This window comes from Rubrivirga sp. SAORIC476, from assembly GCF_002283555.1.
In the GTDB taxonomy this organism is placed as follows: domain Bacteria; phylum Bacteroidota; class Rhodothermia; order Rhodothermales; family Rubricoccaceae; genus Rubrivirga.
Genome location: NZ_MVOI01000015.1, coordinates 233,611 through 255,970 on the forward strand (window position 1 = coordinate 233,611; position 22,360 = coordinate 255,970).

Annotated in this window: 22 protein-coding genes and 1 tRNA gene; 16 read left to right on the top strand and 7 right to left on the bottom strand. The window is 72.0% G+C overall.

The window, feature by feature from the left end; translation table 11 throughout:
* The first annotated feature begins 26 nt into the window (after window positions 1–26).
* On the top strand, window positions 27–1,529 hold the full coding sequence (gene dacB, locus B1759_RS18720) for a D-alanyl-D-alanine carboxypeptidase/D-alanyl-D-alanine-endopeptidase (protein ID WP_095516594.1): 1,503 nt from the start codon (window positions 27–29) through the stop codon (window positions 1,527–1,529).
* A gap of 98 nt (window positions 1,530–1,627) precedes the next feature.
* On the top strand, window positions 1,628–2,173 hold the full coding sequence (hslV, locus tag B1759_RS18725; protein WP_095516595.1) for an ATP-dependent protease subunit HslV: 546 nt from the start codon (window positions 1,628–1,630) through the stop codon (window positions 2,171–2,173).
* Window positions 2,174–2,185: 12 nt separating this feature from the next.
* On the opposite strand, the gene B1759_RS18730 is transcribed toward hslV, so the two are convergent.
* Window positions 2,186–2,806, bottom strand: a complete 621-nt coding sequence (locus tag B1759_RS18730) for a TetR/AcrR family transcriptional regulator (protein ID WP_095516596.1) — start codon at window positions 2,804–2,806, stop codon at window positions 2,186–2,188.
* A gap of 86 nt (window positions 2,807–2,892) precedes the next feature.
* Here B1759_RS18730 and B1759_RS18735 point away from each other — a divergent pair, with 86 nt between their 5' ends.
* From B1759_RS18735 to B1759_RS18750, 4 genes are all read left to right on the top strand, one after another.
* Window positions 2,893–3,597 carry a hypothetical protein gene (locus tag B1759_RS18735; RefSeq protein WP_143537494.1) on the top strand — a complete coding sequence of 235 codons (705 nt, stop codon included), beginning with the start codon at window positions 2,893–2,895 and terminating at the stop codon, window positions 3,595–3,597.
* Between the two features lie 175 nt (window positions 3,598–3,772).
* Window positions 3,773–4,699: an NYN domain-containing protein gene (locus B1759_RS18740; protein ID WP_095516598.1), complete on the top strand. Its 927-nt coding sequence runs from the start codon at window positions 3,773–3,775 to the stop codon at window positions 4,697–4,699.
* Between the two features lie 145 nt (window positions 4,700–4,844).
* The gene (hslU, locus tag B1759_RS18745; RefSeq protein ID WP_095516599.1) at window positions 4,845–6,290 is read left to right on the top strand and encodes an ATP-dependent protease ATPase subunit HslU; all 1,446 of its coding nucleotides are present in this window, start codon (window positions 4,845–4,847) and stop codon (window positions 6,288–6,290) included.
* Window positions 6,291–6,444: 154 nt separating this feature from the next.
* The gene (locus B1759_RS18750) at window positions 6,445–7,872 is read left to right on the top strand and encodes a lipopolysaccharide biosynthesis protein (protein WP_095516600.1); all 1,428 of its coding nucleotides are present in this window, start codon (window positions 6,445–6,447) and stop codon (window positions 7,870–7,872) included.
* A 55-nt stretch (window positions 7,873–7,927) separates the two neighbouring features.
* Here B1759_RS18750 and B1759_RS18755 read toward each other — a convergent pair whose 3' ends face one another.
* Window positions 7,928–9,550 carry a DEAD/DEAH box helicase gene (locus B1759_RS18755; protein ID WP_095516601.1) on the bottom strand — a complete coding sequence of 541 codons (1,623 nt, stop codon included), beginning with the start codon at window positions 9,548–9,550 and terminating at the stop codon, window positions 7,928–7,930.
* A 433-nt stretch (window positions 9,551–9,983) separates the two neighbouring features.
* On the opposite strand from B1759_RS18755, the gene B1759_RS18760 reads away from it, so the two are divergent.
* Window positions 9,984–10,832 (top strand): GNAT family N-acetyltransferase, encoded by an 849-nt coding sequence (locus B1759_RS18760; protein ID WP_095516602.1) that lies wholly within the window; start codon window positions 9,984–9,986, stop codon window positions 10,830–10,832.
* 9 nt (window positions 10,833–10,841) lie between these two features.
* On the opposite strand, the gene B1759_RS18765 is transcribed toward B1759_RS18760, so the two are convergent.
* Window positions 10,842–11,555, bottom strand: a complete 714-nt coding sequence (locus tag B1759_RS18765) for a hypothetical protein (RefSeq protein WP_095516603.1) — start codon at window positions 11,553–11,555, stop codon at window positions 10,842–10,844.
* Between the two features lie 160 nt (window positions 11,556–11,715).
* On the opposite strand from B1759_RS18765, the gene B1759_RS18770 reads away from it, so the two are divergent.
* The 5 genes from B1759_RS18770 (at window position 11,716) to B1759_RS18790 (ending at window position 15,694) form a co-directional block, all read left to right on the top strand.
* The gene (locus B1759_RS18770; protein WP_095516604.1) at window positions 11,716–12,456 is read left to right on the top strand and encodes a glycosyltransferase family 2 protein; all 741 of its coding nucleotides are present in this window, start codon (window positions 11,716–11,718) and stop codon (window positions 12,454–12,456) included.
* A complete protein-coding gene (locus B1759_RS18775; RefSeq protein WP_143537495.1) occupies window positions 12,453–14,060 on the top strand; it encodes a DUF6798 domain-containing protein in 1,608 nt (535 codons plus the stop codon). Before B1759_RS18770 ends, B1759_RS18775 begins: the two co-directional genes overlap by 4 nt.
* A 91-nt stretch (window positions 14,061–14,151) precedes the next feature.
* Entirely contained in the window at window positions 14,152–14,586 is a 435-nt protein-coding gene (locus B1759_RS18780; protein WP_233134447.1) for an OsmC family protein, read from the top strand.
* Window positions 14,583–15,332: an acyl-[acyl-carrier-protein] thioesterase gene (locus B1759_RS18785; RefSeq protein ID WP_158225348.1), complete on the top strand. Its 750-nt coding sequence runs from the start codon at window positions 14,583–14,585 to the stop codon at window positions 15,330–15,332. Before B1759_RS18780 ends, B1759_RS18785 begins: the two co-directional genes overlap by 4 nt.
* Complete coding sequence (locus B1759_RS18790) at window positions 15,314–15,694, top strand: rhodanese-like domain-containing protein (RefSeq protein WP_095516608.1); 381 nt, start codon at window positions 15,314–15,316, stop codon at window positions 15,692–15,694. The genes B1759_RS18785 and B1759_RS18790 overlap by 19 nt, the downstream gene beginning before the upstream one ends.
* Window positions 15,695–15,697: 3 nt before the next feature.
* Here the strand turns inward: B1759_RS18790 and B1759_RS18795 are convergent, their stop codons facing one another.
* The 3 genes from B1759_RS18795 to B1759_RS18805 form a co-directional block, all read right to left on the bottom strand.
* Window positions 15,698–16,366, bottom strand: a complete 669-nt coding sequence (locus B1759_RS18795) for a DUF4328 domain-containing protein (protein WP_158225349.1) — start codon at window positions 16,364–16,366, stop codon at window positions 15,698–15,700.
* On the bottom strand, window positions 16,363–17,559 hold the full coding sequence (locus B1759_RS18800) for a 3-phosphoglycerate dehydrogenase family protein (protein WP_095516610.1): 1,197 nt from the start codon (window positions 17,557–17,559) through the stop codon (window positions 16,363–16,365). The genes B1759_RS18795 and B1759_RS18800 overlap by 4 nt, the downstream gene beginning before the upstream one ends.
* Before the next feature lie 69 nt (window positions 17,560–17,628).
* Window positions 17,629–18,846: a DUF1015 domain-containing protein gene (locus B1759_RS18805; protein WP_095516611.1), complete on the bottom strand. Its 1,218-nt coding sequence runs from the start codon at window positions 18,844–18,846 to the stop codon at window positions 17,629–17,631.
* Window positions 18,847–19,024: 178 nt separating this feature from the next.
* On the opposite strand from B1759_RS18805, the gene B1759_RS18810 reads away from it, so the two are divergent.
* A tRNA-Met gene (locus B1759_RS18810) sits at window positions 19,025–19,096 on the top strand.
* A 74-nt stretch (window positions 19,097–19,170) separates the two neighbouring features.
* Here B1759_RS18810 and B1759_RS18815 read toward each other — a convergent pair.
* Entirely contained in the window at window positions 19,171–19,599 is a 429-nt protein-coding gene (locus tag B1759_RS18815) for an AraC family transcriptional regulator (RefSeq protein ID WP_198949027.1), read from the bottom strand.
* On the opposite strand from B1759_RS18815, the gene B1759_RS18820 reads away from it, so the two are divergent.
* Genes B1759_RS18820 through B1759_RS18830 form a run of 3 tightly spaced genes read left to right on the top strand, consistent with a single transcriptional unit; the run spans window position 19,505 to window position 22,315 of the window.
* On the top strand, window positions 19,505–19,930 hold the full coding sequence (locus B1759_RS18820) for a carboxymuconolactone decarboxylase family protein (protein ID WP_095516613.1): 426 nt from the start codon (window positions 19,505–19,507) through the stop codon (window positions 19,928–19,930). The genes B1759_RS18815 and B1759_RS18820 overlap by 95 nt on opposite strands.
* Window positions 19,931–19,961: 31 nt before the next feature.
* Entirely contained in the window at window positions 19,962–21,239 is a 1,278-nt protein-coding gene (locus B1759_RS18825) for a PQQ-dependent sugar dehydrogenase (RefSeq protein WP_095516614.1), read from the top strand.
* A 50-nt stretch (window positions 21,240–21,289) separates the two neighbouring features.
* The gene (locus B1759_RS18830; protein ID WP_095516615.1) at window positions 21,290–22,315 is read left to right on the top strand and encodes an SMP-30/gluconolactonase/LRE family protein; all 1,026 of its coding nucleotides are present in this window, start codon (window positions 21,290–21,292) and stop codon (window positions 22,313–22,315) included.
* Window positions 22,316–22,360: the final 45 nt, after the last annotated feature.

Consider the following 22,360-nt stretch of genomic DNA (forward strand, 5'->3'; position numbering starts at 1 on the left):
TTCTGACGCCTCCCGTCGGTCTCCCCATGCCTGTTCGCTTTCGTTCCGCTGCCCGCTGGGCCGTCCTCCTCATCGCCCTGGTCGCCGTCCGCGCGGACGCGCAGACGACGTCGACGCGGGCCGGGCTCGCTGAGTTGATCACCGAGGCGCTCGATGCGAGCGCGTTCAACGACGCGTACTGGGGCGCCTACGTCGTCAACCTGTCGAACGGCGAGGTGCTCTACGACCGCAACGCCGAGCGGCGCTTCATCCCGGCGAGTAACATGAAGCTGCTCTCGACCGCCGCCGCGCTCGACGCCCTGGGCCCGGACTTCCAGTATGCCACGCGCCTCTACGCCGACGGCCCGATCCAGAACGGCACGCTGCTCGGAGCGCTCGTCGTCCGCGGCGCGGGCGACCCGTCGTTCGGCGGCCGCTTCCGCGACGGGGACGCGCTGGGCGTCTTCCGCCAGTGGGCCGACAGCCTCCGCGCGCTGGGAATCCGCCGGGTGGAGGGGCCTGTCGTGGGCGACGACGACGTGTTCGACAACGTCCCGCTGGGGCAGGGCTGGCAGTGGGACGACCTGAAGTGGTACTACGGCGCCGAGATCTCAGGCCTGCAGTTCAACGAGGGCACGGTCCACGTCGAGGTGCGCGGCACGTCGCCGGGACAGCCCGCCCGCATCGTCGCCGAGCCCGACTACGGGTACGTCCGCTTCGTGAACCGCTCCACCACGACCGCGGGCGGCAGCATCCGCGAAGGCTACGACCGCGCCCTCGGCGACAACGTGTTCACGGTCACCGCCAGCGTCCCGGCCGGGCGGACCGAGACCGAGGACCTCTCCATCGTCAACCCGACCGACTACTTCTCCTCGACGCTCATCGGCGTGTTGCGTGACCACGGCATCGAGGTCGCCGGCGAGGCCGTGGACGTAGACGAGTGGGGGCGCCGCCCGCGCTACGAGATGCTCACCCGCGTCGCGACCCACATCTCGCCATCACTGGCGGAGATCGTCCAGCAGACCAACGAGGACTCGAACAACCTCTACGCGGAGCACCTGCTCCGCACGATGGGCGCGTACGTCTACCGCGGCACCGACCTGCCGACCGGCTCCGCGTTCGCGGGCTTCGAAGCCACCAAGCCCTTTCTGCAGCGCCTCGGCGTCGACCCGGAGAGCTTCCGCGTGGCGGACGGCTCGGGGCTCTCGGCCCTCAACCGACTCACGCCCTTCGGCCTGGTGAGCATCCTTCGGGGCATGCACGAGCACCCGGACCGCGCCACGCGTGAGGCCTTCGAGGCCTCACTGCCGGTGGGCGGCTACACAGGGACACTCCGCAACCGCTACCGCTCTGGGGACGCTCGCGGCAACGTCCGCGCCAAGACCGGTTACATCTCCGGCGCGCGCACGCTCTCCGGCTACGTCACCTCCGAGCGTGGCGATGTGCTGGCGTTCTCGCTGCTCTGCAACAACTACACGACGTCCACGAGCCGCGTCAACCAGGCCCAGGACCAGATCGTGGAACTGCTGGCGGACTACGAAGGGCGGTAGTGAGTAAAGAGTGAAGGGTGAAGGGCCGCCCCATCCGCGTGCGTCTTCGCGCGTCGGCTTCCGTCTGACCCACTCTGTATCCATCACTCCGCACTCGCATGACTCCCATCCACGCCACGACCGTCCTCGGCGTTCTCCACAACGGCCGCGTCGCCCTCGGCTCCGACGGGCAGGCCACCATGGGCGACACCGTGATGAAGCACAAGGCGCAGAAGGTGCGCCCGCTCTACGGCGGCAAGCTGCTGTGCGGCTTCGCAGGGTCCACCGCGGACGCGTTCACGCTCTTCGAGCGCTTCGAGGCCAAGCTGGAGCAGTACGGCGGCAACACCGTCCGCGCGGCCGTCGAACTGGCCAAGGACTGGCGCACGGACCGCTACCTGCGGCGGCTGGAGGCGCTTCTGGCCGTCGCCGCGCCGGACCGCCTGCTGCTGGTCTCCGGCACCGGCGACGTGATCGAGCCCGACGACCCGATCCTGGCCATCGGCTCGGGCGGCAGCTACGCCCTCGCGGCGGGCCGTGCCATGATGAAGCACGCGCCGGAGCTCTCGGCCAAGGAGATGGTCGAGGAGGGCCTCCGCATCGCGGGCGAGATCTGCATCTACACCAACCTCAACACGACCGTCTTGGAGTTGGAGGCCGAGTAGCTCGACGGCCGGTCAGCCCACGCGTAGCCCCGCCGACGGCGCCTCGTGCAACACCAGGGCGCGCAGCGTAGACAGGTAGGCCACCACGTCGAACCGCTCCGGGTCCATCACGACCTGGAGCGCACAGCCCTCGATGAACCCGGTCGCGACGGCGGCCAGTGACTCGGGGGTCACGCCGGGGTACCGCTCGGGCTCGCTCTCGATGGCCGCCGACGTGAGAGGCACGTACGCCTCCCGGTAGTCGCTCAGCGCCTTCCGAATCCGGGTCTGGACCTCTGCATGCTGGGTCCCCATCACCCAGAAGTCGATGAGCAGGGCGACGCGGTTCCTGTTGGCGGGCAGTCCCTCGACATCGCGCTCGATGGTCCGGAGGAGGCGCAGGACCGGCGATGCCTCTTCCATCCCTGCCCGGTCGGGCGCCAGCACGGTCGTCTCCAGCAGGCGGTCCAGCAGCGCGAGCACCAGGCCCTCCCGGGAGACGAAGTGGAAGAAGACGAGTCCGTTGCTGACTCCGGCTTCCTTGGCCACGGCTCGGGTGGTGAGCCCCCCGAGGCGGTCGCGGGCGGCCACGCGGTAGGCGGCGGCCAGCACCTCCTCTCGGCGCTGGTCTTCGGGGACTTTGGGACCGGGCATGGGACGTTTTCGAGGAGAGTATTGACCAGGCGCTCAATGTAGCCTATCCTCATTGAGCAACCGCTCAACAGATTTCTTTCGACGCCATGCCTCCTCTCTCCTCCACACCGCTTCGGGGCGACGGCCAGGCGGGCCCGCTCCCGCGTCTCGCTCGCTCCCGCACGCTGCCGAGGCTGGGCCCCGGACCGACCGTTCTGGTGATCGGGTACCCTTCCCGTGCGTCCGCGCGCATCGTCGAGGAGGTGCTGGCATCCGACACGCGCACAGTGGCCTGCGTCGTCACCCAGGATCGGATGGCAGAGGCGCGATCGCTTCGCGAGGCGGACCAGGGGGCCGGGCGGCTGCACCTGTTCGCGGGCTCCGCGGCTCTGCCGGGCCTCGGCCTTCCCCACACCGCCTGGCGCATTCTCGACACGGCCGAGGAGATCTACGGCGTCGCGTCGGCCGCGGAGATCGCCACGGGGCACATTCAGGACTTCGCCGCCGAGTGCCCGCGGCTCCGGGCCCTGCACCTGATCGCCACGGATTCGGACTCCCGCGCTACGCCGCCGTCGGGGACGCTCTGGGGTTCGCTCCGCCGCACGGTCGCCGCCCTGGCCGCACAGAGCCGGGCCCGCTCCGCCGTCGGCACGCTGACGTCGATGTGGTCCCGCATGGTGACTGGGATCGCCCGTAGCAGCCCGATCGCTCGTCCCCTGCGCTCCTGGAAGGACCTCATCGAGCTGGACATCGAGGCGGCCCTGTCGTGGGAGGACATCGAGCGCGACCTCCGGCCCGGACGCGGCACCTGACGTTCAGATGGGCCGAAGGGGCGCACGCGACGGCAGCCCCGGTCCGCTCACTGGCGCGGTGGTACACACCGTCCGGGTCCCACGCTGGAGCAGAGTCGGGTCGCCTACGGCCTGCGCGCCGTAGTTTTCGGCGGCGCGCCACTCTTCGCGCGCGACTGTTCCCAGCCATCGACCCATGTCTGAAATCGTACCGGAGGGCCCGGAGGGCGCTCGGCAGGCCGCCGTCCTCGTCGACTACCAGAACCTCCACCACTACCTCAAGGGCCGCATCGGCCGGGATGGCTCCACGGCAGACCTCGCGGGTCACCTCTTCAAGGCCCTCCGCGACCGCCTCGCCGCCGACGACACGCGCCTCGTGCGGGGTCGCGCCTACGCCGACTTCGGTGGCCTCGACGACCACACGCGCCACGTCCAGCGGAGCCTCTACCTGCACGCCATCGAGCCGGTCTACGTCCCGGCCACGATGCACCGCAACACGACCGACCTCCAGCTCGCCGTCGACGCCATCGAGATGCGCGACCGGCATCCGGAGGTCACGACCTTCGTGCTGCTCGCGGGCGACCGCGACTACGCGCCCGTGGTGACGGCGCTGCTGGCGCACGGCCGCCGCGTGATGGTGGTCGGCTTCAAGGAGCACCTCTCGCCGTACCTGCTGGAGCACACCGACGCCGGGGAGTTCGTCGACGCCGCCGAGTTGCTCCCCGCCAACGCGCTGGTGCCCGAGATCGAGGTCGGCACGGCCATCCAGACCACCGAGTTCTCGGCGATCCAGGACCCGGCCTACGAGATCGACTACGACGCGCTGGAGGTCGTGGAGAAGTTCTTCGGTCAGTACGAGGAGATCTACCTGACGCCCCTGCTCCGCCGGCTCTCCGACGAGATCGGCGAAGTCGAGGGCCACGATCCGAAGTCGCTCGTGGCCGACCTGGAGGAGTGCGGCGCGGTCCGCCTGGAGCGCCGCAAGGGCATGCCCTACGACTACACCGTGCTGCTGGTCAACGGCGAGCACCCGGCCGTGATCGAGGTCCGCGAGGAGATCCACGGTGCCCGGGTGGTGGCCACCGATGACGGGCTGCCCTTCGACGACGACGCGGAGATCTAGAGCGGTCGCGCGGTCCGCGGCGCGCCCAGGCCCCGCGAAACACGAAACGCGCAACAAGACCGCCGACCGCTCAGGCTTCCGGCCTCGCTTCCGCATCCCCACGCGGCCCCGGGGCGTAGTCGGCGCCACCAACGCAGACTCCCTCATGGACTCCCTCCTGACCCTCCCTGCCAACGCCCAGACCGAGGTGGACGACCTCGCCGGGCTGACGCCTCTCCAGATCGTCGCCGAGCTCGACAAGTACATCGTCGGCCAGGGCGACGCCAAGCGCTCGGTCGCCATCGCGCTCCGCAACCGCTGGCGCCGCCTCCACGCCGACCCGGCGCTCCGCGACGAGATCACGCCCGCCAACATCATCCTCATCGGGCCGACGGGCGTCGGCAAGACGGAGATCGCGCGGCGGCTGGCCAAGCTGACCGGCGCGCCGTTCGTCAAGGTCGAGGCGACCAAGTTCACGGAGGTCGGCTACGTGGGTCGCGATGTGGAATCGATGATCCGCGACCTCATGGATCTCGCGGTGGCGCAGGCGCGCGACGCCCAGGCCGAGCGCGTCCAGGGGCCCGCCCGCGAGCAGGCCGAAGAGCGCCTCCTGGACCTCCTCGTCCCGCCGACGAAGCCCGCCTCGGCGCCCGCCTTCGGCTTCCCGATGGGCGGCGCGCAGCCCGCCACGCCGCAACCGCCCTCGGAGGACGAGGAGCACCGCCAGCGGACGCGCGAGCGCTTCCGCGAGTGGATCAAGGACGGCACCCTCGACGACCGCGAGGTCGAGATCGACGTGTCGCTCGACAAGACCACCAACCTCCAGATGTTCGGCCCGATGGGGCTCGAAGAGATGGGCATCAACCTCCAGGAGATGCTCGGGGGGATGGGCAAGAAGCGCCAGAAGCGCCGCGTCAAGGTGCCCGAGGCGCTCGACCTGCTCGCCCAGGAGGAGGCTCAGAAGCTGATCGACGGCGAGGCCGCCAAGATGGACGCGCTCTCGCGCGTCGAGCAGGCGGGTATCGTGTTCATCGACGAGATCGACAAGGTGGCCGGGCGCCAGCAGGCGGGCGGAGGCTCCGGCCCGGACGTGTCCCGCGAGGGCGTCCAGCGCGACCTCCTCCCCATCGTCGAGGGCTCGACGGTGATGACGAAGCACGGATCGGTCAAGACCGACCACATCCTGTTCATCGCCTCCGGCGCGTTCCACGTCTCCAAACCGTCGGACCTGATCCCGGAGCTCCAGGGCCGCTTCCCGATCCGCGTGGAGCTCGAATCGCTCTCGGAGGACGACTTCGTGCAGATCCTCACCGCCCCCGAGAACGCGCTGCTGAAGCAGTACGGGGCGCTGTTCGGCTCCGAGGGCTTCACGCTCACGTTCACCGACGGCGCCGTGCGCGCCATCGCCCGGACGGCCGCGCAGGTCAACGAGGAGGTCGAGAACATCGGCGCCCGCCGCCTGCACACCATCCTGACGACGCTCCTGGAGGACCTCCTCTTCGAGGTCCCCGACGGCCCGCACGGCGACGCCGTCGAGATCACCGAGCAGCACGTGGAGGACAAGCTGGCGGGCGTGGTCAAGAACCGCGACCTGAGCCAGTACATCCTGTAGTGCCACGACGCGTCCACGCAGAAGGAGGCGAGGCGCGTAGCGTGTGGCGCGTCGTGTGGCGCGGCTCGGGCTTCTCGGCGCGCCACCTGCCTGTCGTCCGGGCGGTCTGGCCTCCTGCCTCGAGCCCCCCCGCCTCGGCCCCGAGGCGGAGGGCATGAGTCGAACGCGAGCCCTGGCCGACCGCGTGCGTGCGCTCGCCGCGGGGCGGTCGCTCCGCAACGTGCTGACGCTCGTCACCGGCGCGACGGCGGCGCAGGCGCTCCTGTTCGCCGCGCGGCCCGTCCTGACGCGGCTCTACACGCCCGAGGCGTTCGGCCTGCTGGGCGTGTTCATCGCCCCGGCCTACCTGCTGGCGATCCTCGCCACACTCCGCTACGACGACGCGATCGCGCTGCCGGCCGACCGCCGCGACGGCGCGGGCGTGTTTCTGCTCGCCGTGCTCGCCTCGGCCGGCACGGGCCTGCTGCTGCTGCTGGGCCTCCCGTTCCGCACCGACATCGCGAGCGCGCTCGGGACCCCGGAGCTGGCCGCGCTGCTGGTCTGCGTCCCCCCGGTCACCGCTGCGCTCGGCGTGGCGGCGGCGTCACGGACGTGGCTCGCGCGCGTCGAGCGCTACCGCGCGCTGTCGGTCGGCGTGCTGGTTCAGGCGGTCGTGGTGGTCGCGGTGCAGATCGGGCTGACGGACGCCGGGGCATGGGGCCTGGTGCTGGGAACGACGCTGGGCGCGGTCGCCCTGGCCGGGTTCGGCCTCGCGTTCTCGGCTCGCGGACTGGCCGAGGCGGGTGGGGCCGACCTCCGCGCGCTCGCGCGTCGCTTCCGCCGGTTCCCCCTGTTCGGCCTTCCGGCGTCGGGGCTCAGCCAGCTGTCGGTGCGTCTGCCGCCGCTGGTGCTGGTGAGTGCCTTCGGCCCCGCGGTGGTCGGCTACTTCACGGTCGCCATCGCCTCGGTGGCGGTGCCGGTGGCACTGGTGACGGACGCCGTCGGGCAGGTGTTCTACGTCCGGGCGGCCGAAGCCCACCGCGAGGACCAGCTCGGTCCGCTCGTGGAGCGCGTGTTCGCGCGGCTGGCCGCGTTCGCGGTATTCCCGGTGCTGGCGGTGGCCCTGCTCGGGCCCGACCTGTTCGCGGTCGTGTTCGGGGAGACCTGGCGGACGGCGGGCGAGTTCGCGCGCCTCCTCTCGCCGTGGCTGCTCCTGGCCGCCATCGCCCCCCCGCTGACGCGCGTGTTCGACGTGACCGAGCGGCAGCGCTCCGAGCTGGCCGTCGGCGCATGGACGGCGGTCCTGATCGGCCTCGCACTGGTTCTCGGCGCGTGGTGGGGCGAGGTCGGCCCCGCGCTCGGCGCGCTGGCCGTCGGTGGGACGCTGGCGCGCGTCGTCCAGCTCAGGTGGGTCGCGCACATCGGAGGCGCCTCGGGAGCGCGCATGGTGGTCGACCTCGGGCGGAGCCTCGGCAGAGCCGGTCTGGCGCTGAGCCCTGCGACGCTCGCACTCGTGTGGGGAGGCCTGGGGTGGGGGCTGGCAGGTGCCGTCGTGGGCGGGCTCGGCTATGCGGCGTGGGCGCTGCCCGCTACAAACGACTGAGGGGACGAGCGGGTCTCCCCCCTCGTCCCCTCTCAAGCCGTCTGTCGAGACCGGATCAGACCTTCTCGATGGCCGCCATGCGCTTGCCGAAGCGGTAGTCGCCCGACTGCGCCAGGACCTGGTCGACGAAGTTGGCCGGCACGTCGACGAGCGTCTGCGTGTCGTTGATCAGGATCTTGCCGAGGGCGCGACCGGGGATGTCGGCCGTGCGCGCGATGGCGCTGACGACGTGCTTCGGGAGCACGCCCTCGTCCCGGCCCGCGTCGATCGCGAGGCGGACGTAGCCCTCCTCCCGCGCGTTGCGGTCGCGGCCGTGCGACGGGCCGCGGCTCGGGCCGCTGTGGTGGCTCGGGCGGCGGTCGTGGACCGGCGAGATCGGCAGGATCGGCGCCTCGGCGCGGGCCTCGCGGGCGACGGCGAAGGCCGCCGCGGCGATCCGCATCGGGTCCTCGCCGGACGTCACAAGGTCGAGGACCAGCTTCCGGTCGATGTCCGTCGCGGCGTCGAGCGCCTCGGTGACGGCCGTTGCCAGACGCTCCGTGCGGACCGCCTCGACTTCCTCCACGGAGGGCAGGTCGCAGAACGGGATGTCGCGCTTGGCGTAGCGCTCGACGCGGTGGAGCAGGCCGCGCTCACGGGGGTCGACCAGCGACAGCGCGGTGCCGTCGCGGCCCGCGCGCCCGGTCCGCCCGACGCGGTGCACGTAGGCCTCCGCGTCGATGGGCAGGTCCACGTTGAACACGTGCGAGACGTGGTCGATGTCGAGCCCGCGCGCCGCGACATCGGTGGCGACCAGGATGCGGACCTTCTGCTGCTTGAAGCGGCCCAGCACGGCCGTCCGCGCGCCCTGGCTCAGTTCGCCCGAGATCGGCTCGGCGGCGTAGCCCAGCTCCGTCAGGTCGGCGGCGAGGCGCGACGTGGCCTCGCGGGTGCGGACGAACGCGAGCGCGCTCGTCACGTCGTCGGTCTCGATCAGGCGAACGAGCGCGGAGAGCTTGTCGCTGCTGCGGACGAGGTAGGCGCGCTGCTCGATGGCCGCGGCCGTCCGGTCGCCCTCGGCGACGGCGATCGTCTCGGGGTCGTTCAGGTAGGTGCTCGCGATCTGGCGGATGCGCGACGGCAGCGTGGCCGAGAGGAGCGCCGTCTGGCGGCCCTGCGGCGTCGCCTGGAGGATCGTCTCCAGGTCGTCGGCGAAGCCCATCGACAGCATCTCGTCGGCCTCGTCCAGGACGACGGTTTCGACGTGGCTGAGGTCGATGAGCCCCTGGTTCAAGAGGTCCACGAGGCGGCCCGGCGTGGCGACGACCACGTCGACGCCCTGCTGGAGGCGGCGCGTCTGCTTGTGGTACGGCTGGCCGCCCGTGATGGGCAGCGTGCGGACGTTGAGCGAGCGGCCGTACGTGAACACGGCACTCGACACCTGCACGGCGAGTTCGCGCGTCGGGGCGAGGACGAGGGCCCGGATATGGCCGCGATCCGCGTGGGCGCCCAGCTTGTGGAGGAGCGGCAGCGCGAAGGCGGCCGTCTTGCCGGTGCCCGTGCGGGCCTGGCCGATGGCGTCGCGGCCAGAGAGCAGGACCGGGATGAGTCCCTCCTGGATCGGCGTCGGCTGCTCGTAGCCGAGGTCGGCGACGGTGGCCGCGAGGTCGGCGTGGAGGGGGAGATCGGAGAACGTCATGGAGCGAGCGCCACGAGGCGCGGAAGGTCGAGGCGGCGCCTCGGGAGCATGGGATGGCCGTCGTGGCCTCGGGCGTCGCCCGGTCCGCTTCCATGCTCAACCTCCCATCCATGAGAGTCCCCTTTCGGGGGGAGCCTGGGCCGACGGCCTCACGGCTCGCCGGGTCTGGGTCCCTATCGATACCAGACTAACGCCTCACTCCGCTGGCTGTGCGCGCCCCGGGTGACGACCGGACGAAGACGCGGGGGAGGCACGAGTCCCCTGCCAGGCATTCGGGTCGTCACCTCCACAGCCAACTGGCCGCCGACCCACCGCCCACCGGTACCTTGGTCGTCCCCTCGCCTCCAGCCCGCTGCACGCCCCCGACGACCCTCGCTACGCCGCGCTCTGGGACGCGAGCCCCGGGCGCACCGCGTTCGACCACCCGGACGCCGTGGCGGCGTTCTCTGACGCGTTCGGCCTGCACGCGCGGATCCTGGCCGTCGAGGAGGACGATGCGTGGACGGCTGCGGTGCCGGTCTACGAGAAGCGGCGCGGCCCGTTCGTGGCGTCGGCGCTGCCGCCGCTGTGCCCGGTCCACCGGCCGCTGCTGACCGTGCCGCTCGCCGAGGCCGCCTCGCACCGCCGCGACTCGCCGCTGGACGTCCTCCTCGCCCGCCTCGGCGCCGAGGTGGACCAGGCCATGCTCGCCCTGGCCGAGGACGACCTCCGCCCCTACGCCTGGGCCGGGTGGACCGTCACGCCGCGCTCCACTTATCACCTGCCGCTCGATGGCGACGTGGCCGCGCGCTTCTCGTCCGACGTGCGCCGCCGCATCCGCCGCGACTCCGCGGACTACGAGGTCGTCGAGGACCCCGCGCTGGCGTCGGAGGCCGTCCGCCTGATCCATGCCTCGTACCGGCGCCACGACCTGGACCTCGGCCTCGACGAGGCGCGGATGACCGGTCTCGCCGAGGCCTTTCAGCACGCCGGGCTGGCACGGACGGTCGCGGCCCGGCGCGATGGGGTCGTGGAGGCGGCCGTCGTGATCGCCACCGACGGGCGGACCGCGTTTTACTGGATTGCAGGCAGCATTCCTGGCCCGGCCATGACCGTGCTGCTCGGCCAGACGCTCCCCCGGCTGGCGGACGAGGGGCACACGTTATTCGACTTCTGCGGCGCCAACACGCCGTCCGTGGCCGAGTTTAAGCGGCGGTTCGGGCCGGTGCTCGCCCCGGCGCCCCTCGCGCGGCTCCTCCCTCACCCGGTCCTCCGACTGGCCGACCGGCTTCGGGCTCGCTGACCGGCCCCGCTATCCGCTCGCCAGCGTGCGGGCGACGGCCTGGGCAGCGGCGAAGACCGGCGCGTCGAAATAGTAGAGCGCCAGAGCGGGGATGGACGTGTCGGCCCCGGCGAGTTCGGACACCGCGAGGTAGAGCGCGGTGATGGACAAACTGGGCTCGAGGTGATCGAGGGCCGGGTTCTTGTACCCGCCGGCGAAGATCTTCGCCGCGACGGGAGTCAGGTTGAGGATCGTCCCGTCGGCGCCGAGGTCGGGAGCCCGGTCGTTGAAGGCCAGGATCGCGTTGGCGTAGGTGTTGGCGATGGCCTCCAGCGACGCCCGCCGCTCCTCCGCATCGGAGGGGGTCTGTCCCAGCTGGGGCGAGAACGAGTGCAGGACGCGGCGCCCGGGGCCCGTGGACGTGTTGAAGATGGCGGAGCGCGGCTGGATGGCCGGGACCGGGGCGAGGTCTGGGAACGCGCCGTAGATCGCCCCACTGCCTCCGCCGCCCGAGGGCTTCCGCCCGGACCCGATTGCGCTGCCCGCCGGGTCCTGGATGGCGCCGCGTGGCGCCGTCTGCACGCCTCCGTGGATCAGCGAAAGCGCGTGGCTCAACGCACCCTCCGCACCGGCAGCCCCCAGCAGAGCCCTGGGGTCGGGAATGACGCGACCCGACGCGTCGAACAGGCCCTCAGACAGCGCCGGGACAGAGACGGGGTTGGCATCGAACTCGCGGATGGGCATGGTCGTGGGGAGAGGAGAGGGCAGGGCCGAGGGGAAAGGAGAGGGCAGGGCCGAGGATGGCGCGGAGTGGATAGGTACACCGGACGGGCTCCCCCAGGCGTCGGGGGGAGTCGCGCGGTCTTGACCGGCACCCCGGCGCGGCGTGTGGGATCTTTCGGCCATGCCGCCCGCCGTCGCCCTCGTCCTGCCCGCCCTCAACGAGGCCGACAACCTCGCCGAGGCCGTGGCCCAGGCGACGGCCGCACTCGACCGCGTCGACGGCGGCTGGGAGCTGGTCATCGTGGACGACGGCTCGACCGACGGCACGGCCGGGTTGGCCGACCGCCTCGCCGAGGCGGACGCCCGCGTCCGCGCCGTGCACCACCCTAAGAACCGCGGCAAGGGGGTCGCCTTGCGAACAGGCGTCGCGGCCACCACCGCGCCCGTCGTGGGCTGGACCGACGCCGATCTGCCGTTCGACATGGAGGCGCTGGGCCGCGCCGTCGCCCGCCTCGGCGAGACCGGCGCCGACCTCGTCGCGGGCGTCCGCACCAACCGCGAGGAGTACTCGCTGCGCCGCCGCATCCTGTCGGGCGGCTACAACGCCCTCGTCCGCACCCTCCTCGGCGTCCCGATGGACGACGTCGGGTTCGCGCTCAAGATGATGCGCCGCGAGGTCTTCGACCGGGCCGACCTCCAGAGCGACGGCGGTTTCGTAGACGCCGAGTTGATGGCGTGGGCCCACCGGGCGGGTCTCCGTGTCGAGCGGGTGGGCGTCGCGTTCACGCCGCGCGTGGCGGGCGAGTCCACGATGGCGGGACCGGCGTCGGTGGCGGGCATCCTGCGCGACATGGTGCTGTTTCGGCTCGGGCGGCTCCGTCCCCGGACGGCCGCCCGACGCCCCCGTGGGGCCTCGGCATGATGGAGCGCGCCCGACGGCTCGGCCCGCCGGCGTTCGTGGTCGTGGCGCTGACGGTCGCGGCCTACCTCCGCGTCGGTTACGGGTACGGCACTGGCGACCACGAGGAACTGCTGCCCCAGTTGCTGCGCGCCCTCAACCCGACGCTGTTCTCGACCGACCCGTACCTGCTGAATGAAGAGGCCGGGTTCAGCGTCCGCTTCGTGTGGCTGGGGCTGCTCCGCGCGCTGTGCCTCGTGATGCCGCCGCCGGTGGCCGTGTTCGTGGTGAGCGTCGCGGCGTGGGCGGGCGTCAGTTGGGCGGCGTTCCGGCTGAGCATGACGCTGGTCCCCAGCCGAACCGCTGCGACGCTGGCCGTGCTCGCGTCGTACGCGACGATCTACTGGACGCCGGGCAGCAACGCGCTCATCTCGCCGACGCTGGCACCCGAGTCGATCGCGTGGGCCCCCGCGCTGCTGGCCGTCGCCGCGTTCCTGCGCGGGCGCCCGCTCGTCGCCGCCGCGCTCCTCGGCGTGACCGCGTGGATGCAGACCCTGATGGGGCTCCAGATCGGGCTGCTGCTGGGCCTCGTCGCCCTCTGGCAGATGGCGGACGGCGCCCCGCTCCGCGCCCTCCGCGACGCCGTGACGTTCGGACTCGTGTTCGCCGTCGTCGCCGCCCCGATCCTCGTCCCGACGCTCTGGACGCAGGTCGGCGCCCCTCCGCTCCCCGACGACGGGCTGACGACGTTCACGGTGACGGCGTGGCTCCGGCAGGCGCACCACTACCTGCTCTCGGCCCAGCCCCTCGGGGTGCTGGTCAAATTCGCGATCGTGATCGCGGTGGGCGTCGCCGGCCTGATCGCCCTCCGTCGGCGCGGCGAGCCGCCCGTCCAGCACCTCCGGACGACCGCGCGGATGCTGGCCGTGATCGCCGTGCTGGTGGCGGCCTACGTGGCAGGGACCGAGGGCGCGGAGAGCCTGACGGTCGCCAAGATGCAGTTCTTTCGCCTGACGCTGATCGCCAAGCTGGTGCTGCTGACGTGGACCTCGGGCGCGGCCGTGGCCGCAGTCCCGCCGAGGTGGCGAGAGGCGGCCGACCGGGCGTTCGACCGCCCCCGCCTCGGGTGGGCGACGGCCGGAGCCGTGGCGGCGCTAACGGTCGCCGCCAGCGTGGCGGATGTGGGACGCCCCGGGGCGATGTGGCACCCGCGCGAGCACATCGGGACCGACCTGTACTGGACCGAGATGCAGATCCGGGCCTCTACTCCGCAGGACGCGCTCTTCCTCGTCCCGCCCTCCACCACTACGTTCCGGAGCCACGCGCTCCGATCGGTCGCGGTCAACTTCAAGCCGACCACCTTCCGGGACGACAAGATGCACGAGTGGCTGGCGCGCATCCGGACGGTCGCCCCGGCGCCGCTGCCGGACCGCACCGGAGATGCTGTGATGGCGTGGCGCGCGTCGCTGGACAGCGCCTACTCCGTCCACACGCCCGCCGGGTGGGCCCGCCTCGGCGACACGTTCGGCGCCGACTACGCGCTCGTCGATCGGGAGCAGACGCCGACGCCCCCTCCAGGAGACCCCGTGATCGAACACGGGCGGTGGGCGGTGTACGCCCTGGAGTGACGGCGAGCCCCCCGACGAGAGGGAACGACGCCTGCCCGGACCCTGCCCCACCGGGCCATCGTTCGCAGGCTCCACTCTCCCTCCCCTTCTGATGATGACTCGCACTGCCTCCGCCCACTGGTCCGGCGCCCTCTCCGACGGCTCCGGCGCCATCTCCACCGAGACGGGCACGCTCGACGAGACGCCCTATTCCTTCGACACCCGCTTCAAGGGGGAGGGCACCGGCACCAACCCCGAGGAACTGCTCGGCGCGTCGCACGCCGCCTGCTTCACGATGCAGCTCTCCCACATGCTCGCCGAGGCAGGCCACCCACCTGCCAAGGCCGAGACGACCGCCCAGGTCCATCTCCAGCAGGTCGAGGGCGGCTTCGAGATCCCCTCCATCCACCTCGTCCTCACAGCCGACGTGCCGGGCATGTCGGACGATGAGTTCCAGCAGATCGCGACGACCGCCAAGGAGACCTGCCCCCTTTCGAAGGTCCTCCGCGCCGCCGACATCACCCTCGAGGCGACGCTCTCGTCGTGACCGACGATCCGCTCGTGTGGTCCGAGCCGTTCTCGATCCGCGCCTACGAGGTAGGCCCGGACGAGACGGCCTCGGTCCTGACGGTCTGTGACCTGCTGCAGGAGGCCGCGGGCGAGCACGCCCGCGCGTCGGATCGGGAGGGCTTCCCGCTGCCCGACGGCGGCTGGGCGACCTGGGTCCTGTCGCGGCTGCGCGTCGTGATGCACCGGCGCCCGGCGATGCGCGAGCAGATCGCGGTCGAGACGTGGCCGTCCGCGATGGACGGGCTCCGCGCCTCCCGCGACTTCCGCGTCACCGGCGCAGACGGCGCCCTGCTGGCGGCCGCCACGAGCCTGTGGTTTCTGATCGACGTGGACCGCCGCCGCCCGGTGCGCCTCCCGGCTGCGATGGAAGGCTTCGCAGCGGCGGGCAAGTCCCGCGCCCTCACCTTCGACGAGCCGCCCGAGACCCCCACCCAGGTCGAGCACTCGACCCCCTTCGCCGTCCGCCGGTCCGACCTCGACCGCGTCGGGCACGCCAACAACGTGCGCTTCGTGGAGTGGATGCTCGAAGGGCTCCCCGACGATGCCGGGCTCCGCGAGGTGGAGGTGCTCTACCGGTCCGAGGCGGTGTACGGCGACAAGGTGGTCAGCGAGGCCGGTCCACTCATCGAAGGCCATCGATTCCACCAGCTTCGACGTGCGAGCGATGGCCGTACGTTGGCCCTCGCCCGTACCCTCTGGACGCCATGCTCCGCACCTTCCTGATCCTGGCCGTCGTCGCCGTCGGCCTCATCATCGCCTACACCACGCTCACCGGCGGCGAGTCGGTGCCCACACCCGACGCGGTCTCTGCGATCGCCCAGGGCGCCACGGTGGTCGATGTCCGCACGTCCGACGAGTTCGCCTCCGGCCACGTCGCAGGTGCCCTGCACGCCGACGTGATGGACGGCCAGTTCGAGCAGCGCATGGCAGCTCTCGACCCGTCCGAGCCGGTCTACCTGTACTGCGCCTCGGGCGTCCGCAGCGGCCGCGCGGCGGCGGTCCTGGAGGGCATGGGCTTCCAGACCGTCATCAACGCGGGCGGGTACAGCGATCTCGTCGAGGCGGGCGCGCCGGTCGAGCGCTGACGCTCACCCTGCGGCCGGGGACGCCTCGGCCTCCAGGCGGGCCAGCACCTCCGCCGCCTCCTGCTGCCCCTCGTCCTGTTGGCGGACCACCAGGATGGCGGCCACCGTCATCGCCACGATCAGCAGCACCGACAGCATGCTGAACACGACGTAGCCGGTCGAGGGCATCGCGGGTTCTGGGATCCGGCCATGGATGCGCTCGACGATGCCTGCGCTGAGCCAGGCCGCCCACCAGACCCCGAGCGGGAGGCGGCGCCCCACCTCGAAGAGGCGCGCGCTGTCGAGCGCCCGTGCATCTCCCGAGTCGCGGATCTCGCCCATGATCTGAAACGGCACCCACAGGTTCATCACCGGGACGAAGTATCCCCCCGCGGCCCAGCCCGGGGTGCGATCCGCGGGCGCGCCGGAGAGGTCCGGGACGAGGCGGTACGCGGCCACCTTCCACGAGGCGAACGCGATGGCCGCGACCACGAAGGCGATCCCGATGACGATGTCGGGCGTTCGGCCCACGTAGAACGGGTTGAGCGCGTACCACGCCACACTGCCCAGCAGCGCCGCCAGGTAGACGCCGAGCAGAACGCTCGCCGTGGTCGCGAGGCGGTGCGCCTTGTCGAGGGCCTCGCGCGAAGGAGCGCGCCGGTTGCCGATGGAGCCGATCAGGAGGTCGCTCACAGCGCGATCGCGGTCGCGTTGAGGACGTGGTCCACGGCTCGGATGCGGTCGAGGGTGGCCTCGTCCGGGTCGCCCTCGATGCGGAGGCGCGCGCAGGCGGCCTCGGCCCCTTCGAAGACGAGGTTCTCCATCTCCTGCACGTTCCATCCCGCCTCCCGGATCTCGCCGAGCACGCCCGCCAGCACGCCGACGCGGTCGAGGTGGCGGACCGTGAGCAGGTGGGTCGCGGGCGTCTGGGCGGCGAGGTTGACGCCGTTGTCCACGCGGCCCGTCTCGGCGTAGGCCAGGATGACGCGCGCCGCCTCCTGGCCGATGGCCTCCGTCGCCTCGTCCGTCGACGCGCCGACGTGGTGCGTGATGTAGGCCGCGTCGGCGAGCGGGTGCGCGAAGTCGCCCGTCTTGGCCTGGGGCTCGCCCGCGGGCACGTCGGTGGCATAGCGGATCCGCCCGGCCCGCACTGCCTCGGCCACCGCCTCCTCGTCCACGACCTCGGCACGCGACGTGTTGAGGAGCGTGGACCCGTCCGGCATCGCGGCCAGGAAGTCGGCATCCACGAGGTGGCGCGTCTCCGGCGTCGAGGCAACGTGGACGCTCACGGCGTCCGACCGGCGGGCGAGGTCGAGCGGCGTCGCGGCATGGGTGACGCCGAGCGCCGCGGCTGCCTCGGCCGTCAGCGACCGGCTCCAGGCGACCACCGGCATCCCGAAGGCGCGGGCGCGCGTGATGACCTCGCGGCCGATGTTGCCGAGGCCGAGCACCCCGAGCGTCCGCCCCCGCAACCCGCGGGCGCTGGAGAAGCCTTTCTTGTCCCAGCGCCCCTCGCGCGCCGCGATCACGTTGTCGGGGATGCGCCGGTCGAGCGCGAGCAACAGGCCGAAGGTCAGCTCGGCGACCGCCGCCGCGTTCTTCCCCGGGCAGTTGGCGACGAAGATGCCGCGCTCGGACGCCCCCGCCACGTCGATGGTGTCGACGCCCGCCCCGGCGCGCACGATCAGTTCCAGGCCGCGCGCCGCGTCCATGGCCTCGGCCGACACCTTCGTGGAGCGGACGACGAGCACCTGGGGGTCGTGCTCGGCCAGTGCCGCTGCCAGGTCCTCCCCCGAGAGCCCGGGGCGGTCGATCACTGTCAGCCCAGCGTCGGCCAGACGTGCCTGGGCGTCTGCAGAGAAGGCGTCAGCGACGAGGACGGTCATGGAGCTGGCAAGTGAGAGAGGAAGGGTGCGACGGGGTTCGCCTCCACGTTCAACGCAGACCGTCCCCCCTCACGCGTCCTCGCCCCAGAACGTGTGGACCAGGAGCCCACTGCGAAGCTTGGGCTCGAACCAGGTCGACTTGGGTGGCATCAGCTCGCCAGCGTCGGACACGTCGAGGAGTTCGTCGGGCGAGGTGGGGAACATGGAAAAGGCGATGTCGGCCTCGCCGGCATCCACCAGCCGCTCCAGTTCTTCGGTGCCGCGGATGCCACCGACGAACCCGACGTTCTCGTCGGTCCGCGGGTCGGTGATACCGAGCATCGGCTCGAGGACGAACTCGGCGAGGCGGGCCACGTCGAGGGTGTCCGCGACGCCGTCGCGCTGGGTCTCGGGCAGGGCGAGCGTGTGCCAGCCGTAGTCCATGCCGAGGTAGAAGGCCACGAGGCCGTAGTCCTCGGGGTCCGGAAAGAGCGCCTCCTCGATGTCGAACCGCCGCCGGAGCTGGTCGAGGAACTTGCCCTTGCCCACGGGGAGGTCCTTGATGATCCGGTTGTACGGCAGGATCTCCATGTCGTCGTACGGGAAGAGGACGGCCAGGAAGTGGCCGGCCTCCTCCACCTCGGGCAGGTCGCGGGCCGCCCGCGAGGCGGCGGCGCTGCGGTGGTGGCCGTCGGCGACGTAGAGCACGTCCACGTCGGCGAAGGCCTGCACGACAGCCTCACTGTCGGGCAGCGCCCAGACGGTGTGCTCGACGTAGTCCTTGGCCCGGAAGTCGTAGAGCGGCTCGCGCTCCATCGCCTCGGCGACGGCCGCGTCGATGGCGTCGTCGCCGCGGTACGTCAGCATCACGGGCTCCGCGTGGGCCCGCTGCTCCAGCAGGTGGCGCGTCCGGTCGTCCTCCTTGTCGGGGCGAGTGTTCTCGTGCTTGAGGATGACGTCGGCGTCGTACTCGGCGGCAGACACGAGGCCGACGATGCCGGTCTGCGCCCGCCCGTTCATGACGAGGCGGTAGACGTAGAGGCGCGGCGCGTCGTCGCGGACGAAGGCCTCGGAGGCGACCAGCGCGCGGAGCGCCTCGGCGCCCTTCGCGTAGACCTCGTCGGCGTGCTCGTCGGTGCCCTCGGGCAGATCGATCTCGGGACGGACGACGTGGAGGAACGAGTGCTCGTTGCCCGCCGCGAGTGCGCGGGCCTCGTCGACCGAGACGACGTCGTAGGGGACGGAGGCGACGTGCTCGGCGAGTTCGGGCGCGGGTCGGAGCGCCCGGAACGGACGGACGGAGGCCATGAAGCGAAACGGGGTGCTGCGGAAGTCCGATGAAGATAGCCGCGACGAGGGGACATGCGCGCACACCGGGCCGCGCATTCCCACCGCGCTTCTCTGCGGGCCGCCGCCCGAGTTCACCGCCGCTCCACGCCATTCGCTTGCGAGGGGCCGCACATACCGGTATCATGGGACTCCACACCGCGGGGTGGAGAAGTGGTATCTCGTCGGGCTCATAACCCGAAGATCGGGGGTTCGAATCCCCCCCCCGCTACTACCGAACGCCGGTCCAGACGCCTGGGCCGGCGTTCTTCGTTTGCGTCTCCCCCGCCTCGGCACCGAGGCGGGTCAGTCGAGGGCTCCGGCGTCCGCGGTCTCGCGGACGCGCTCGACGTCCTGCATCGGCGGCTCGCCGAACGGGCGCTTGTAGTCGCGACTGAAGTGCGACGGGTCGTTGTAGCCGACCCGGTACCCGGCAGTCGCCGCGTCGGCGCCGCCCACCAGCAGGAGCCGTCGTGCCTCCTGGAGTCTCACCTCCTTCTGGAACCGGAGCGGCGTCAGGCCCGTGACGTCCTTGAAGCGCTGGTAGAACGTCGGCGTGCTCATGCCGAGGTCGCTGGCCAGGTCCTCCTCCATCCCGCCCGGCGTCAAGCACTGGCACGGCGCCGGACCGGACGCGCCCATGACGCACGTCGCGACGGTCGAGAGGCCTGCCGAAGGAGTGGCGACCGAGTGGATGGAACCGGTCACCGACGCACAGTACGCGGCGAGCGCCATGCCCGCCCCCAAGGCGGACGAGCCCTCGCGCGCCCAGCAGCTCCTCGGCGACATCGCCCCGGCCCTCGCCGACCTCACCGACGACGTACTCTACGGACAGGTCTGGGCCGACCCCGCGCTCTCGCCCCGCGACCGGAGTCTGGTCACGGTCAGCGCGCTGGTCGCGCTCGACCGGCCCGACCAGCTCCGGTCTCACCTCGGCCTCGCGCTCCGCAACGGGGCGACCGAGGACGAGGTGGTCGCGGCCATCACGCACCTCGCCTTCTACGCGGGATGGCCGAGCGCTGTCACTGCCGTCGGCCTCGCTCGCGAGGCGTTTCAAGAGAACTGACCCTGTAGCCCCCTCACCCCCACAGGCCCCCATGAGAGAACTGCTCACCGTATGCGCACTCGCGTCCGTGCTCGTCGCAGGGTGCGGTCCGCAAAGCGACGCGCCCCCCGAGACCGCGCAGGCCGAGTCCCCGACGAGCGCGGCCGACGGCCCGGCCGCAGACTGCGAGCCGCTGGAGACGCTCCCACGGGAGGCGCCCCAGTACGAACCGGCGTTCGCGGGCCAGACGCGGGCGTGCGGCGTCGCCTCCGACGTCGCCTTCGACGTCACCGTCCTCACGACGGCGCTCGAGAGCCCGTGGGCCGTCGAGCCCCTCCCCGACGGCGCGCTCCTCGTCACGGAGAAGCCCGGCCGGATGCGGATCGTCTCGGCGAGCGGGGAGGTCGGCCCGCAGATCGGCGGCGTGCCCGCCGTGGACGCCGACCGTCAGGGCGGCCTCCTCGACGTCGCGCTGAGTCCCACCTTCGAGGCCGACCGGACGGTCTTCTGGTCCTTTACCGAGCCCCGTGAGGGCGGCAACGGCACGAGCGTCGCGCGCGGCGTGCTCGCCCCGGACGGCACGCGCCTGGACGAGGTGCGCGTCATCCTGCGGACGCAGCCGACCTACGACAACAGCTTCCACTTCGGCTCGCGGCTCGCCTTCGCGCCGGACGGGACGCTGTTCGTCACGGTGGGCGAGCGCTCGGACACGACCACGCGCTACCAGGCGCAACAGCTCGACAGCCATCTCGGGAAGGTGCTGCGCATCCAACCCGACGGTTCGCCGGCGCCCGGCAACCCCTTCGTAGACCGAGAGGGGGCGCGGCCCGAGATCTGGTCGCTCGGCCACCGGAACCCCCAGGCCGCGGCGCTCGACGCGGAGGGCCGCCTCTGGGTGATCGAGCACGGCCCTCGCGGAGGCGACGAAGTCAACCTCGTCGAGGCGGGGGCGAACTACGGCTGGCCCCTGATCACCTACGGGATCGACTACCAGGGCGGCCCGATCACCTACGAGGGCGGCCCGGCCTCGGGGGCGGAGGCGCAGCGCGACGGGCTGGAGCAGCCGGTGTACTTCTGGGACCCGGTGATCGCCCCGTCGGGCGCGGAGTTCTACGACGGCGATGCCTTCCCGGCGTGGCGCGGCAGCCTGTTCGTCGGCGCGCTCCGGGGGATGCGCCTGGTGCGGCTCGTGATCGAAGGGGGCCGGGTGGTCGGAGAGGAGCACCTGCTCGCCGACCGGTCGCAGCGCATCCGCGACGTACGCGAAGGGCCCGACGGATTCCTGTACGTCGTCACGGACATGGGGGAGCTGTGGCGGATCGCGCCGTAGGCCGCGTACCCTCCTCGACCGACTCCACCAGACGCCCCGAGAGCCTCGCCATGGAATCCATCCTCCGCCTCGCCGTCCTCATCCTCCTGGCACTCGCCGCCAGCGGCGCGCGCGCGCAAGAGGCTCCGCCGTTCGCGGTCGGCGACTCGCTCGGCGTGCCCGGTGCGGACGGCTTCGAGGCGGTCTCGTCCAACGTCACAGTTTACGGCGCCATCGTCAACGCCGAGAGCTGCTCGTACGATGCCGAGCGTGGGCTGATCGCCGTCGTCAACCGCGGCGTCCCGCAGGCGGTCCAGGCCAACGACGCCTGGGTCTCGCTCGTGCGCTCCGACGGATCGGTCCACACGGCCCGGTGGATCGGCGTCCAGCGACCGGACCAGCGCGCCGACCTCACGCCGCCGCTCGTGCTCAACGACCCGCTGGGGAGTGAGATCGCGGGCGGCGTCCTAACCGTCGCCGACCGCGACGGGGGCGCAGGCCCGGACGACCCGAGCATGGCCGTCGTCCGCCGGTTCGACGCGCGGACGGGGGCGCCCCTCGGCGAGACGCGGATCGCAGAGTCACCCTGGATCAACGACGTCGCCGTGGCGGACGACGGGACGGTCTACGCCACACAGACTGGCGACCTCGGGCCAGACCCCGACCCGGCGACGTTCCGAGTTTACCGGATCGCCCCGGACGGGGGGGTCTCGGTCGTGGTGGAGGGCGCGCCGCTGAACCTGCCGAACGGGATCGCCCTCGACCCCGCAGGCCGCCTCGTCGTCGCCAACTTTGGCGACGACGCCGTCCTCACCTTCTCGACCTCGGGCGACCTCGTCGAGACGCGGCGCGCGGCGCAGCCGGGGAGCGACGGGCTCGTCATCAGGCCGGACGGGACGACGTACGTGTCCAGCGTCACGCAGGGCGGCGTCTCGCGCCTCCGGCCGGGTGAGGCGGCGGCACTCATCGCCCGCGGCATCCCCGGCGGCGCCTCGATGTGCTACGACGCCGGGGCGGACCAGCTCGTCGTCCCGATGGTCTCGAACAACGGGCTCGCGTTCGTCTCGCTCGACACCCCGGACGCTGCTCGTCACTGACCCGCCCGCCTCGATGCGAACCCCGGGGAGCGCGCACAGCGAGTG

Coding starts and splice junctions, on each gene's coding strand:
- dacB (WP_095516594.1), top strand. CDS start 27: ATGCCTGTTCGCTTTCGTTCCGCTGCCCGCTGGGCCGTCCTCCTCATC.
- hslV (WP_095516595.1), top strand. CDS start 1,628: ATGACTCCCATCCACGCCACGACCGTCCTCGGCGTTCTCCACAACGGC.
- B1759_RS18730 (WP_095516596.1), bottom strand. CDS start 2,806: ATGCCCGGTCCCAAAGTCCCCGAAGACCAGCGCCGAGAGGAGGTGCTG.
- B1759_RS18735 (WP_143537494.1), top strand. CDS start 2,893: ATGCCTCCTCTCTCCTCCACACCGCTTCGGGGCGACGGCCAGGCGGGC.
- B1759_RS18740 (WP_095516598.1), top strand. CDS start 3,773: ATGTCTGAAATCGTACCGGAGGGCCCGGAGGGCGCTCGGCAGGCCGCC.
- hslU (WP_095516599.1), top strand. CDS start 4,845: ATGGACTCCCTCCTGACCCTCCCTGCCAACGCCCAGACCGAGGTGGAC.
- B1759_RS18750 (WP_095516600.1), top strand. CDS start 6,445: ATGAGTCGAACGCGAGCCCTGGCCGACCGCGTGCGTGCGCTCGCCGCG.
- B1759_RS18755 (WP_095516601.1), bottom strand. CDS start 9,550: ATGACGTTCTCCGATCTCCCCCTCCACGCCGACCTCGCGGCCACCGTC.
- B1759_RS18765 (WP_095516603.1), bottom strand. CDS start 11,555: ATGCCCATCCGCGAGTTCGATGCCAACCCCGTCTCTGTCCCGGCGCTG.
- B1759_RS18770 (WP_095516604.1), top strand. CDS start 11,716: ATGCCGCCCGCCGTCGCCCTCGTCCTGCCCGCCCTCAACGAGGCCGAC.
- B1759_RS18775 (WP_143537495.1), top strand. CDS start 12,453: ATGATGGAGCGCGCCCGACGGCTCGGCCCGCCGGCGTTCGTGGTCGTG.
- B1759_RS18780 (WP_233134447.1), top strand. CDS start 14,152: ATGATGACTCGCACTGCCTCCGCCCACTGGTCCGGCGCCCTCTCCGAC.
- B1759_RS18790 (WP_095516608.1), top strand. CDS start 15,314: ATGCTCCGCACCTTCCTGATCCTGGCCGTCGTCGCCGTCGGCCTCATC.
- B1759_RS18800 (WP_095516610.1), bottom strand. CDS start 17,559: ATGACCGTCCTCGTCGCTGACGCCTTCTCTGCAGACGCCCAGGCACGT.
- B1759_RS18805 (WP_095516611.1), bottom strand. CDS start 18,846: ATGGCCTCCGTCCGTCCGTTCCGGGCGCTCCGACCCGCGCCCGAACTC.
- B1759_RS18820 (WP_095516613.1), top strand. CDS start 19,505: ATGACGCACGTCGCGACGGTCGAGAGGCCTGCCGAAGGAGTGGCGACC.
- B1759_RS18815 (WP_198949027.1), bottom strand. CDS start 19,599: ATGGCGCTCGCCGCGTACTGTGCGTCGGTGACCGGTTCCATCCACTCG.
- B1759_RS18825 (WP_095516614.1), top strand. CDS start 19,962: ATGAGAGAACTGCTCACCGTATGCGCACTCGCGTCCGTGCTCGTCGCA.
- B1759_RS18830 (WP_095516615.1), top strand. CDS start 21,290: ATGGAATCCATCCTCCGCCTCGCCGTCCTCATCCTCCTGGCACTCGCC.